This window comes from Bombilactobacillus thymidiniphilus, assembly GCF_023380245.1.
In the GTDB taxonomy this organism is placed as follows: Bacteria; Bacillota; Bacilli; order Lactobacillales; family Lactobacillaceae; genus Bombilactobacillus; species Bombilactobacillus thymidiniphilus.
On record NZ_CP093365.1, the window covers coordinates 753,741 to 766,507 of the forward strand.

The 12,767-nt window shown below is 37.4% G+C and carries 11 protein-coding genes; 5 read left to right on the forward strand and 6 right to left on the reverse strand.

Annotation, left to right across the window (positions count from 1 at the left end):
• Window positions 1–51: 51 nt before the first annotated feature.
• The 6 genes from gyrA to dnaA form a co-directional block, all read right to left on the reverse strand.
• A complete protein-coding gene (gene gyrA / locus MOO47_RS04025) occupies window positions 52–2,526 on the reverse strand; it encodes a DNA gyrase subunit A (protein ID WP_249512186.1) in 2,475 nt (824 codons plus the stop codon).
• Between the two features lie 21 nt (window positions 2,527–2,547).
• Window positions 2,548–4,500, reverse strand: a complete 1,953-nt coding sequence (gene gyrB, locus MOO47_RS04030; RefSeq protein ID WP_249512187.1) for a DNA topoisomerase (ATP-hydrolyzing) subunit B — start codon at window positions 4,498–4,500, stop codon at window positions 2,548–2,550.
• A complete protein-coding gene (gene recF / locus MOO47_RS04035) occupies window positions 4,497–5,603 on the reverse strand; it encodes a DNA replication/repair protein RecF (protein ID WP_249512188.1) in 1,107 nt (368 codons plus the stop codon). Before recF ends, gyrB begins: the two co-directional genes overlap by 4 nt.
• Window positions 5,604–5,813: a S4 domain-containing protein YaaA gene (gene yaaA, locus MOO47_RS04040; protein WP_249512189.1), complete on the reverse strand. Its 210-nt coding sequence runs from the start codon at window positions 5,811–5,813 to the stop codon at window positions 5,604–5,606.
• Between the two features lie 190 nt (window positions 5,814–6,003).
• Entirely contained in the window at window positions 6,004–7,143 is a 1,140-nt protein-coding gene (gene dnaN, locus MOO47_RS04045; RefSeq protein WP_249512190.1) for a DNA polymerase III subunit beta, read from the reverse strand.
• Window positions 7,144–7,314: 171 nt separating this feature from the next.
• The gene (gene dnaA, locus MOO47_RS04050) at window positions 7,315–8,664 is read right to left on the reverse strand and encodes a chromosomal replication initiator protein DnaA (RefSeq protein ID WP_249513541.1); all 1,350 of its coding nucleotides are present in this window, start codon (window positions 8,662–8,664) and stop codon (window positions 7,315–7,317) included.
• A gap of 494 nt (window positions 8,665–9,158) precedes the next feature.
• Here dnaA and rpmH point away from each other — a divergent pair, with 494 nt between their 5' ends.
• From rpmH to mnmE, 5 genes are all read left to right on the forward strand, one after another.
• Window positions 9,159–9,299 carry a 50S ribosomal protein L34 gene (gene rpmH / locus MOO47_RS04055; RefSeq protein WP_249512191.1) on the forward strand — a complete coding sequence of 47 codons (141 nt, stop codon included), beginning with the start codon at window positions 9,159–9,161 and terminating at the stop codon, window positions 9,297–9,299.
• Window positions 9,300–9,355: 56 nt separating this feature from the next.
• Window positions 9,356–9,694, forward strand: a complete 339-nt coding sequence (gene rnpA, locus MOO47_RS04060) for a ribonuclease P protein component (protein ID WP_249513542.1) — start codon at window positions 9,356–9,358, stop codon at window positions 9,692–9,694.
• Between the two features lie 26 nt (window positions 9,695–9,720).
• Window positions 9,721–10,563, forward strand: a complete 843-nt coding sequence (gene yidC, locus MOO47_RS04065; protein ID WP_249512192.1) for a membrane protein insertase YidC — start codon at window positions 9,721–9,723, stop codon at window positions 10,561–10,563.
• A gap of 19 nt (window positions 10,564–10,582) precedes the next feature.
• A complete protein-coding gene (jag, locus tag MOO47_RS04070; protein ID WP_249512193.1) occupies window positions 10,583–11,245 on the forward strand; it encodes an RNA-binding cell elongation regulator Jag/EloR in 663 nt (220 codons plus the stop codon).
• Between the two features lie 129 nt (window positions 11,246–11,374).
• Window positions 11,375–12,754, forward strand: a complete 1,380-nt coding sequence (mnmE, locus tag MOO47_RS04075) for a tRNA uridine-5-carboxymethylaminomethyl(34) synthesis GTPase MnmE (RefSeq protein ID WP_249512194.1) — start codon at window positions 11,375–11,377, stop codon at window positions 12,752–12,754.
• Window positions 12,755–12,767: the final 13 nt, after the last annotated feature.

Below are 12,767 nucleotides of genomic sequence, written 5' to 3' on the forward strand. Positions count from 1 at the left end.
ATCTAAAAATCAAGCGCTACTTTTAGATTACGTAAAAAGTCTTTTAAATTTTTATTCTTCTAAATTTTTTTCTGTATCAGCTTCTTCTAAGTCTTCATGATCCACTTTAGCCATCGTCGATACAATTGAACCATCATCCAATTTAATCAAGCGAACACCTAAAGTTGCACGACTAGTAGTGGAAACATCTTGCACAGCAAAACGAATCATCACACCATTATTAGTCATGACCATGATGTCTTCATTGCCATGGGCTGTTGTGACGCCTGCTATTGGACCATTTTTAGTTGTCACGTTGGCAGTCTTAATTCCTTTACCGCCACGACCTTTAATTGGATAGTCGCTAGCTGGTGTTTGCTTACCGTAACCTTTTTCAGAAATTACCAAAACAGTGCTGTCTGCTTGCAAAATAGCCGAGCCAACCACATAATCTTCAGGACGCAGACGAATACCACGCACACCTGAGGCAGTCCGTCCCATATTGCGCACATCTGTTTCAGAAAAAGTAACTGCGTAACCTTGATGCGTTCCAATCAAAATATTTTGTTGACCGTCGGTTAACATTACATTATCTAACGAATCATCATCGCGCAAAGTAATCGCACGCAAACCATTTTTGCGAATATTTTGAAATTCTTCAATCGCTGTACGCTTCACAGTACCCTTTTTAGTTACAAAAAAGAGATATTTACCGTTTTCTTCACCATCGCGGTGTACGTGAACAACTGTTTGAATTTGCTCACCGGTATCAACACCTAGCAAATTAATAATCGGAATACCCTTAGCATTACGACCATATTCAGGAATTTCATAAGCTTTAGAACGGTAAATCTTGCCTGAGTTAGTGAAAAATAGCAGATTATCATGCGTGGAAGTATAGATTAATTGCTCAATAAAATCATCATCATTGACACCCATGCCTTTAATTCCACGTCCACCACGATTTTGGATTTTAAATTCATCTGCTGGCAAGCGTTTAATATAGCCATTATGAGTCAGCACAATCAAAACATTTTCTTCTTTGATCAAGTCTTCATCTTCAATACTCAAGACTTCACCAACAAGCAATTCAGTACGCCGCTCATCGCCATATTTAGTCTGAATTTCAACTAATTCTTCATAAATAATTTGATCAATCCGCTCAGGTTTAGCCAAAATATCTTTATAATCGGCAATTTTAGCCATTAAATCTTGATATTCTGACTCAATTTTATCGCGCTCTAAACCTGTCAAACGTACCAAACGCATATCTAGAATCGCTTGTGCTTGTTTGTCAGACAACTCAAATTGTGTGGTTAACGTACTTTTAGCAATTTCAGCCGTTTTGGAACCACGAATCACTTGAATAACAGCATCAATATGATCTAAAGCAATCCGCAAACCATCAAGGATATGTGCCCGATTTTGTGCCTTAGTCAATTCAAATTGTGTTCGCCGCCGAATAACTTGTTCTTGATGCTTCAAGTAATATTGCAAAATTTCTTTTAGAGTTAAAACTTTAGGTGCGCCCTTAACAATTGCGACCATATTAAAACCAAAAGAAGTTTGCAAAGCAGTCATTTTGTACAAATTATTTAAGACAACATTGGCACTCATATCACGCCGAATATCAATCGTTACACGCATACCGGTACGATCAGATTCATCAATTAAATTCGTAATTCCTTCAATTCGATGATCACGCGCCAATTCCGCAATTCGTTCAATCAATTTAGCTTTATTAACCATGTACGGCAATTCCGTAATGATAATTTGTTCGCGTCCGCTCGGCTTCGTTTCAATATCCACTTTACCACGCAAAACAATGCTACCATGCCCTGTTTCATAAGCACGCTTAATACCAGCTTTGCCCATAACAATTCCGCCAGTAGGAAAATCAGGACCAGGAATTGCTTGCATTAATTCAGCAATCGTCACATCTGGATTTTTCATCAGCATGTGAATGCCATCCACTACTTCTTTTAAGTTATGAGGGGGAATATTGGTTGTCATACCAACCGCAATTCCCGTAGCACCATTAACTAATAAATTCGGAAAACGTGCCGGCAACACAACAGGTTCGCGTTCGGTGCCATCATAGTTTTCCATAAAATCAATTGTGTCTTTATTAATATCACGTAGCATTTCAGTAGAAATCTTGCTCATGCGCGCTTCAGTATACCGCATTGCCGCAGCAGGGTCGCCATCGACTGAACCGAAATTGCCGTGTCCGTCAGCTAGTACATAACGATAACTAAATTTTTGCGCCATCCGCACCATGGCATCATAAATTGCTGAATCACCGTGGGGATGGAATTTTCCCATAACATCACCGACAATCCGCGCTGATTTCTTATAAGGCTTTTCTGGCGTGACACCTAGTTCATTCATACCATATAAAATACGGCGATGAACCGGTTTGAGACCATCACGTACATCTGGAAGCGCCCGTGCCACAATAACACTCATTGCGTAGTCCAAAAATGAACTCCGCATTGTTTTGGATAAATCAACAGTCTGAATTCGACGGTCGTCTGTATTACTCATGCACTAGTGACTCCTTTCAAATTAAAAATCCAATTCAGCAAACTTCGCATTTTGCTCAATAAAATCACGACGAGGCTCCACTTTATCGCCCATCAACATGGAAAATACCCGATCAGCATCGGCAGCATCATCACCAGAAACACGATCTAGACGCCGATTATCTGGATTCATCGTCGTTTCCCATAATTGATCAGCATCCATTTCACCCAAACCTTTATAACGCTGGATAACAGGCTTTGGACTAGGCTGCAAGGTCACCATAAAGTCTTTCAATTCTTCATCAGAATCAATATAACGTGCCACTTTACCTTGGCGCACTTGATATAGTGGTGGTTTAGCAATATAAACAAATCCTGCATCTAAAATTGGGCGCATATAGCGATAAATCAATGTTAAAAGTAACGTTCGAATGTGGGCACCATCAACATCGGCATCCGTCATGATAATTAATTTATGATAACGAGCCTTAGAAACGTCAAAACTTTCGCCAAAACCAGTACCCATAGCAGTAAATAAAGTCCGGATTTCATCGTTTGCCAAAATGCGATCCATAGAGGCTTTTTCCACATTCAAGATCTTACCGCGAATCGGTAAAATAGCCTGTGTTAAACGAGAACGTCCTTCTTTTGCTGAACCACCAGCCGAATCACCCTCGACGATAAACAATTCAGAAATTTCTGGATCCTTACTCGTGTTATCAGCCAATTTCCCTGGTAAATTACTAATCTCTAAGCCAGATTTTTTCCGAGTTACTTCACGAGCTCGCTTTGCAGCAACTCTAGCCCTAGAAGCCAACATACCTTTTTCGACAATTTTTTTAGCTTCACTAGGATTTTCCAATAAAAATTTATTAAAACGTTCCGCAAAAGTCCGATCTGTGACAGTTCGAGCATCAGAATTGCCTAATTTAGTTTTCGTTTGTCCTTCAAATTGCGGATCAGGATGCTTAATGCTGACTACAGCAGTCATCCCTTCGCGCACATCATCACCAGAAAGTTTTTCATTTTCTTTCAACAAGTTATTGCGGTGCCCGTAATCATTAATTACTCGCGTCAAAGCTGACTTAAAGCCGGCTTCATGCGTACCACCTTCATAAGTATGGATATTATTAGCAAAAGTTAGCAAATTAGAATGATAATCATCAGTATATTGCAGGGCAACTTCGACTGTAATGCCATCTTGCTTACCCTCAACATAAATTGGCTCTGCAAAAATAACATCTTTATTTTCATTCAAATAATCAACGTAACTCTTAATACCGCCTTCATAATGAAAAGTCAGTGTTTCTGCCGATTCTTCACGTTTATCTTGAAAAGTAATCCGTAAACCTTTATTTAAAAATGCTAATTCACGAATCCGTGTTACTAAGGTGTGATCATCATAAACTGTAGTTTCTGTGAAAATATCTGGATCAGGTGCAAAATGGACTCTTGTTCCATGAGCATCAGCTGGTGCATCACCCACTATCTTCATGGCTGTTTTAACTTTGCCTCGTTCAAAATCCATGTAATAACGCTGACCATCACGTGTAACTTCAACATCCAAGTTGCTACTCAAAGCGTTAACAACAGATGCCCCAACACCATGCAAACCACCGGAAACTTTATAGCCGCCGCCACCAAATTTACCACCGGCATGCAAGACATTGAAAACTGTTTCCAGCGCAGGTTTACCTGTTTTAGCTTGAATATCTACCGGAATACCACGACCATCATCAGTCACAGTAATACTGTTATCTGTTTCCACTATGACATCAATTTGGGTCGCAAAACCAGCTAATGCTTCATCAATACCGTTATCGATAATTTCCCACACTAAATGGTGCAGACCTTGTCCACTAGTGGAACCAATGTACATTCCCGGGCGCTTGCGCACGGCTTCTAGGCCAGATAAAACTTGAATTTGACTGGCATCATATTCTTTAGCCTTTTGGGCTAAATCTTGCTTATTTGTTTGTGAATCTTGATCACTCATATTATGCCTCCAGCCTTAATATTAAATATTTTGGGACGATTATTTTTGTCAATTTGCACGTTATCCAAGCTTGTCGTCGTAATGAAAGTTTGAATCCGCTCGTGAATAGCTTGCAATAATTGTGTTTGACGAACTTGATCTAATTCGGATAAAACATCATCCAGTAACAAAATGGGATAATCACCCACTTCCTGATGAAAAAGATCAATTTCTGCTAATTTCATTGATAAAACGGCACTTCTTTGTTGCCCTTGGGAACCAAATTTCTGAATATCTTTTTGATTAACCACAAAACTAAAATCGTCGCGATGCGGTCCTACACTAGTCGAACCAAATGCAATATCGTGCTGAGCTTGCTGCGTTAATCTGGTCAACAAACTCTGATAAATATCATTGACTTTTTGGGCAGGATCGCCTGCTAAAGTATGATAATCCAATTGCAAATTTTCTTGTCCCTGTGTAATTTCTTGGTGGATCGGCTGCAAAAAATGTTGGATTTTCTGCAAAAATTGATAGCGCGTTGCAATGATTTCGGAACCAAAACCAGCTAATTGATCGGAAATAACTTCTAAATACAACTTGTCGCTTGTTTTTTTACTGCGCAATTTTTTCAAATAATTATTACGTTGCTTCAAAATCTGACGATACTTAGAGATATTATTTAAATAAATTTTATCAATTTGCCCGATCTCCATATCAATAAAACGCCGGCGAACGCTGGGTGAACCTTTGACTAAATTCAAATCTTCCGGCGCAAACAAGATAACATTCAATTGACCAACATATTGCGATAATTTCTTTTGTTCAAGCTGATTCAAACGTGCTTTTTTACCGGCGCTACTCAAAATCAACTCTAACGACACGCGCGATTGATCTTTTTGAACTAGTGCTTGCAAACGGCTGAAATCAGTACCCCATTTAATTAATTCTTGATTATTACTTGTGCGATGTGAGCGTACCAATGCTAAAACCAAAATTGCTTCTAATAAATTAGTCTTACCTTGAGCATTGGCGCCAATAAAAATATTTAAGTGCGGATCAAACTGCAGATCAAGCTGACTATAATTACGAAAATTATTTAGCTTGATTTCTTGTAAATACATCTAAATAATTTCCACAATTATTTTTTCCGGTAATTCAATCTGATCACCTACACGCAACTTTTTGCCCCGTCTAGTTTCTAATTCACCATTAACTTTAACTTCATTCTCTTGCAAATACCATTTGGCTTGACCACCAGTACCGATCATACCGATTTCTTTTAACGCTTGCGTCAAAGTAATGTATTCCTTCGCAATTTTAATCGTTTTCATTATCGCTCACATCCCTATTACAGTAGCATTAAATACAAGTACAATTATAGCGTTTTTAACGGTAGATAGCAATTTAAAGGGGATTTTAGAGTTTTAACTGCTTCCGGGCAAAATAGCCGAAATAGGGTAAATCTGTCCTAAACAAAAAAATAAGAGGCTAGACGTTAATGTCCATCCTCTTATTTTTTATTTAAAATGTTCTAACTGGAGTAATTAGCTGAATAAAGTTCTCTTTATTATCACTTGGTTTCAAAGTGAATGGATGTAAAGCTGACGTAAATTCAACTTCAATTTTGGTATCACCAAAAGCTTGTAATGCTTCTTTTAAATAATCTGGATTAAATGAAATCTCTAAATCAGCCCCGCTTAAAGCCTCCGTTGTCAAATTTTCTTCTACTGTACCAACTTCAGGGGAATTGCCATAAAGAGTTACTTTGCTGGCATTAACATCAATAGCTAGGCGTACCACATTATTACGACTGGCATGCGATAACAAGGAAGCACGCTCGACAGATTGCAATAATGATTTTGCATCAAAAGTTAGCTGCGTGTCGGAACTCGTCGGAATCAAGCGATCCGTTCCTGGATAATTACCTTCCAATAACCGAGAATAAAATAATGTATTCTGGAATTCAAACAAAATTTGATTTTCCGAAATTGAAATCTTAATTTCAGAATTGTCTTCAATTAAGCAATGTTCCAATTCTTTCAAACTGCGCGCCGGCACTACAATATCATAATCATTATCACTTTGATTATTTACTTTTACAATGCGTTGCGCTAACCGATGACTGTCGGTTGCGACACCAAGCAATTTTTCAGCGGAAATTTTTAAATGGAGTCCTGTTAGGATGGGGCGATTTTCTTGTTTAGAAGCTGAGAATACAGTTTCATCAACTAGTTGGCGCAACATTTCAGCGGAAATACTTAATTTTTCATTGCTTTCAACTTCAGGCAAACGAGGATAACTATTTGCATCCAAACCGTTAATAGTAAATTCAGTTTTACCAGACTTGATAATTGTCTGATTATTTTCCACAACATTCAATGTAAACTGTTCACCTGGCAATTTCTTAATAATTTCATTAAAAAATCGAGCAGGTAAGACAATCGCACCAGTATTTTCAATGTGTAATTCATTGTCAGCATCACTAACCGAGATAAATGTTTGTATTGAGATATCAACATCGCTACCTGTGATAGTCAAACCTTCTTGGCTCAATTCTAATTTGATACCGGTCAAAATTGGAATAGTAGTTTTAGTAGAAATTGCTCTTTGGACGTTACTAATTTTTTTGATGAATTGATTGCGGTTGATTGTGAATTTCATTTGGAGACTCCTTTTATATTAATTATTAATAAAACCTAGTAGTAATAGTAGTAGGTCCTGTTAAAACTGTGGATTACTTTAAAAACAGTAAATATAATAGATATTCAGCTGTGGATAATTTGTTAATAAAATCTGAGGATAACTCGTACTTTATTCATTTTTATCCACAAGTTACTGTTTTAGAGTGCCCCGCAGGTTTGTGACGTCATGCTGTATATTTAAATCAGATTCGAGTAATTTAGCAATTTTTTCACAGGAATGCAAGACCGTTGTATGATCTTTCCCGCCGAATTCTTGTCCAATTTTTGGCAAAGAACTGTCTGTCAATTCTCTGGCTAAATACATGGCGATTTGGCGAGGCACAACAATTGTTTTAGTACGTCGCTTGCCTTTTAGGTCACCTACCGAAATCTTAAAATATTTAGCGACGACGGTTTGAATTTTATCAATACTTAAACCAACTTGATGTTTGGCATCTTTTAAATCCTTCAAAGCTTCAGCCGCCAAACTAACGGTGATATCCGAATTTTTCATTGTGGAATAAGCTTGAACGCGGACTAAAGCGCCTTCTAATTCACGAACATTACTATCAATTTGGCTGGCGATATAAGATAAAGCATCATCGGGAATTTCAAGATTTTCGGCAATTGCTTTTTTACGCAAAATAGCCGTTCTAGTTTCTAAATCAGGTGCAGTGATATCCACAGAAAGCCCCCATTTAAAGCGTGATACTAATCGTTCTTGCAATTTGGGAATTTCATTAGGCAAGCGATCAGATGTTAAAACAATTTGTTTTTTAGTGTTATACAAAGTGTTGAAAGTATGGAAGAATTCTTCTTGCGTTCCCTCTTTATCAGCAAAAAACTGAATATCATCAACTAAAAGCAAGTCTACAGTCCGATATTCATTGCGAAATTCTTCTTGCGTACGATTTTGAATAGAATTGATAAAATCATTCGCAAACGATTCACTGGAAATATATTTAACATTAGCTTGGGGATTACGATCTAAGAGTCGGTGACCGATAGCTTGCATCAAATGGGTTTTCCCCAAACCGACACCGCCATAAATAAAAAGCGGATTATACATAGTTCCGGGTTCTTCAGAAACTACTAAAGCAGCGGCGTGAGCCATTTGATTGCCTGTTCCAGTTACAAAAGAATCAAACGTGTATTTACTATTTAAATGAGCTTTTTGTAAAGGCGACTCGGCAGGTTGCACTTTATTTTGATTGTCGCTGGTAGGTTGCGTCATTTTCTTTTCGACGTCTGAATTTAATAAAACAATTGGCACAATCTCTTGGTTACTGTATTCATAAGCAGCTTCCACAACTTTAGTGCTGATATTGCGCTCCCAATACTCTTTATGCAGTGACGATGGGACGGCAATATAGATATTATTATTTTCTAACTTAAGTGGTTTGGCGCTTTCGATCCAAGTTTGAAAACTGACTACTGCGAATTCTTTTTTAAATTTTTCCTGTAGAAAATTCCAAAAAGAATCTAGTTCGCCGTTGGTAATTTCAGGCACAAAAAACTCCTCCGCTAAAACGTGTAATTATTAACTGTCTTATTCTAGCATCAATTAAAAAAGTTTTCCACAGGTTGAAATCTTAAATTAACTATTGCATTATTCAGGTAAAAAAATCTTTGACTACTGTTGATAAATATTTTTGTTTTTTTAACAATTTAATTTTTCCACAGCCAAAAAATACAAGATAAATTCTTATTACTAGGCAAATAGAAATAATTTATAGCAAGGGAATTCACTGCTGTGGAAAACATGTTGACAACTATGTTATTTGTTAATAAACGGGGATTATCGCTGTGTATAAGTTTACTTGTTTATTTTTAACCACTTAGTTTTACATGAGTTTTCAACAAGTAAAAAAACAAAGAATTGCAAGCAAACACAAAAAAAATTTATTTTGAAAAAAAAGTATGTTAAACTATCAAAGTGATTATCATTAGAACAATTTTGTAAATAATCGATACTAGTTATGGAGGTGTTTATACATGACTACAAAAAGAACTTATCAACCAAAGAAACGTCATCGTCAACGTGTTCATGGTTTTATGAAACGGATGAGTACAAGCAACGGTCGCAAGGTATTAGCCCGTCGCCGTCAAAAAGGTAGAAAAGTTTTATCCGCCTAAACCACTGAACTATTCAGTGGTTTTTTATTATGAAGAGGTTGGACGGTGTTATAGAGATGCGTAAAAGTTTTCGGGTCAAAAAAGAACAAGATTTTCAAGCCGTCTTTAATCAGCATAATTCGGTTGCTAATCGAGCTTTTGTTTTGTATAAATTAGATAAGCCTGGACAAAAGCATTTTCGTGTAGGTATTTCTGTGGGTAAAAAGATCGCTCATACGGCAGTTTTGCGGAATCAAGTAAAGCGGTATATTCGCCAATCGTTGTTAGAATTGCGATCGGATTTGCCGGCAGAAGTTGATTTTTTAATTATTGCGCGACAACCTGCAACTAGTTTGGATATGGCAGAAACGAAAAAAAATCTGATACATCTTTTAAAATTAGGTAAAATGATTTAGAAATACTTTTTGAAGGAAATTAATTTATGTCGAAAAAAAGCAAGAAGCGCTTTCTTTTAGTAGCAGTATTATTGATGTTTATCGTTGTCGTAAGCGGTTGTTCAAATATCAATCAACCAATTACGAAAAATAGCCCTGGTTTTTGGAATCACTACGTACTATATCAATTTTCTCGCTTTATTTTGTGGCTTGCGCATCTAGTGGGCGACAATTATGGTTGGGCGATTGTCTTATTTACGATTATCGTGCGGATTATTTTGTTACCATTGAATTGGTGGCAAACTAATAGCATGAAAAAGCAGATGGCTATTCAGCCGCAAATGAAAGCTTTGCAAAATAAATATTCTGCTAAAGATATGGATACACAGCAAAAATTGCAAGCTGAAACTAAGAAGTTGTATGCTGAAGCTGGTGTCAATCCCTTTATTGGTTGCTTGCCGTTGGTTATTCAGTTACCAGTTATGTGGGCTTTATATCAAGCAATTTATCGTACGACACAATTGCGTGATGGTAGCTTTTTATGGATGTCTTTAGGTAAGCCAGATCCAATTTACGTATTACCGATTTTGGCTGCAATTTTCACTTTCTTGAGCACGTGGATTGCTAATTTATCACAGCCTGATCAACCACAATCAACTAAAATGATGATGTGGTTTATGCCAATTGTGGTTTTAATCCCAGCAATTAGTTTTCCGTCCGCTATTTCTGTATATTGGGTGGTTTCCAACGCTTTCCAAGTAGTACAAACACTATTTTTGCAAAACCCCTTTAAATATCGGCGTGAACAACGAGAGAAGCAAGAACAAGAAAAAGAACGTCAAAAAGCTTTACGCAAAGCGCGTAAGAAAGCTTATAAAAAGCACAAATAGAGGAGTAGCCAATAATTTTATGACACAGTTTCAAGGAGCAACGATCCAAAAGGCGATTGCTCGCGGATTAGAAGAGTTAAATACATCACGAGAGCAAGTGTCGGTGGACGTTATTCGTGAAGGTCGGAATGGTTTCTTAGGTTTTGGTCGTAAGAGTGCGATTGTTGACTTGAATCCTATTGAAAGCGTGCAAAATATTCTGCAGGAAACATCAGCGACTGAACAAATTGCCAAAATAAAGGATTATTTAACTGATATTTTGGCAGTTACTGGACGTAGCGAGGCTGTGGAATGTAATCAGCAAGCCGATAGTTTGAAATTGGACATTATTACAGTTGATGATTATCAATCTTATTTGATTGGTAAACATGGAAAAAATATTAATGCATTGCAAACTATCGTTCAAGAATATGCTTATTGTTTGGGCTTTCGGGAGCAACCAATTTTGTTAGATACTGGTGATTACCGCAAGCGTCGCCAAGAAGCATTGATTTCACTATCAACCTTTAAAGCGGACCAAGTTTGTGCCACCAAGAAAGCTGTGTATTTGGATCCAATGCCAGCAGTTGAACGCAAGATTATTTACCAAAATTTGCAAGGACGTCAAGATATTACAGTGCGCACACACGGACGCGGTTTAGACAAATATTTAGTGATTCGTCCTTTTCGCCATGCTGGTTAATTACTTTTGACAAAATAGGTTAAGCAAGGTATATTACTTAGAAGATTATAAAAGTAGTCAAAGTGCTTTATATCTGAATTGTATATTCAGGTGAATTGCGCTTTTTTTGTGCTTTGAGGAGTAAATTAAATGACGGAAATTACTGAATTTGATACGATTGCTGCGATTTCTACGCCTAGTGGTGAAGGAGCCATTGCAATTGTTCGGTTATCTGGTGAGCAAGCGGTGGCAGTAGCTAATAAAGTTACGCGTGGTTGCAATCTTACCAAAGTGGCTTCACATACGATTAATTACAGTCACGTCATTGATCCACAGACACAAGAAGTGATTGATGAAGTGATGGTTTCAGTGATGCGTGCTCCAAAAACTTTTACGCGTGAAGATGTTGTAGAAATTAATACACACGGGGGCTTGATGGCCACCAACCGTGTTTTGCAAATTTTGTTGAGTAATGGTGCACGACTAGCTGAACCTGGGGAATTTACTAAACGTGCTTTTTTGAATGGGCGCATTGATTTAACACAGGCGGAGTCAGTAATGGATCTGATTCGTTCTAAAACTGATCGTGCAATGCAGCAAGCTTTAAATCAACTAGATGGCTCATTAGCTCATTTGATCAAAAATTTGCGACAAGAAATTTTAGAAGTGTTAGCACAAGTGGAAGTTAATATTGACTATCCTGAGTATGATAACGATGAATTGACGCTGCAAATGTTATTGGAAAAAGCGCAACAAGTGCAATCTCAAATCCAGCAATTACTGAAAACTGCTAGTGAAGGACAAATTATTAATGAAGGTTTGAAAACAGCAATTGTTGGCAAACCTAATGTTGGTAAATCAAGTTTATTGAACGTTTTAGCGCATCAAGACCGCGCGATTGTTACTGATGTAGCGGGTACGACGCGTGATGTCATTGAACAATTGGCTAATGTTAATGGCATTCCATTGCAACTTGTTGATACAGCAGGAATTCATGAAACAGCAGATAAAGTTGAAAAAATTGGTGTGGATCGTAGTATGCAAGCGATTGATACGGCTGATTTAATCTTGCTAGTTTTAGATGGCAGTCGCTTTTTAAGCGCAGAAGATCAACAATTATTGCAACTCACAAAAAATAAAAAACGAATTATCGTGGTCAATAAAGCGGATTTACCGCAGATCTTAGATCTAAAAACGATTGATTGTGATCCACAAGAAATTGTCCAAATTTCTGCTGTTGCTCAACAGGGAATCGACCAAATTGAGCAAAATATTCAACGATTATTTTTTACAGGAATTACTACGCAGCAAAATACGGCTGTTGTTACTAATGCGCGCCAAGTTGGTTTGTTAAAGCAAGCTCAACAAGCACTTAGTGATGTTGTTGCAGGCATTAAACAACAAATGCCTATTGATTTGGTGCAAATTGACATGACAAATTGCTGGGATAAACTCGGTGAAATTACTGGCGAAAGTGCTCCCGATGAATTAATTACACAATTATTTAGTCAATTTTGTGTGGGAAAATAAGGGTGAAAATTAT

Excerpts from the sequence above, each read along its gene's own strand:
- gyrA (WP_249512186.1), bottom strand. The coding sequence starts at position 2,526 with ATGAGTAATACAGACGACCGTCGAATTCAGACTGTTGATTTATCCAAA.
- gyrB (WP_249512187.1), bottom strand. The coding sequence starts at position 4,500 with ATGAGTGATCAAGATTCACAAACAAATAAGCAAGATTTAGCCCAAAAG.
- recF (WP_249512188.1), bottom strand. The coding sequence starts at position 5,603 with ATGTATTTACAAGAAATCAAGCTAAATAATTTTCGTAATTATAGTCAG.
- yaaA (WP_249512189.1), bottom strand. The coding sequence starts at position 5,813 with ATGAAAACGATTAAAATTGCGAAGGAATACATTACTTTGACGCAAGCG.
- dnaN (WP_249512190.1), bottom strand. The coding sequence starts at position 7,143 with ATGAAATTCACAATCAACCGCAATCAATTCATCAAAAAAATTAGTAAC.
- rpmH (WP_249512191.1), top strand. The coding sequence starts at position 9,159 with ATGACTACAAAAAGAACTTATCAACCAAAGAAACGTCATCGTCAACGT.
- rnpA (WP_249513542.1), top strand. The coding sequence starts at position 9,356 with ATGCGTAAAAGTTTTCGGGTCAAAAAAGAACAAGATTTTCAAGCCGTC.
- yidC (WP_249512192.1), top strand. The coding sequence starts at position 9,721 with ATGTCGAAAAAAAGCAAGAAGCGCTTTCTTTTAGTAGCAGTATTATTG.
- jag (WP_249512193.1), top strand. The coding sequence starts at position 10,583 with ATGACACAGTTTCAAGGAGCAACGATCCAAAAGGCGATTGCTCGCGGA.
- mnmE (WP_249512194.1), top strand. The coding sequence starts at position 11,375 with ATGACGGAAATTACTGAATTTGATACGATTGCTGCGATTTCTACGCCT.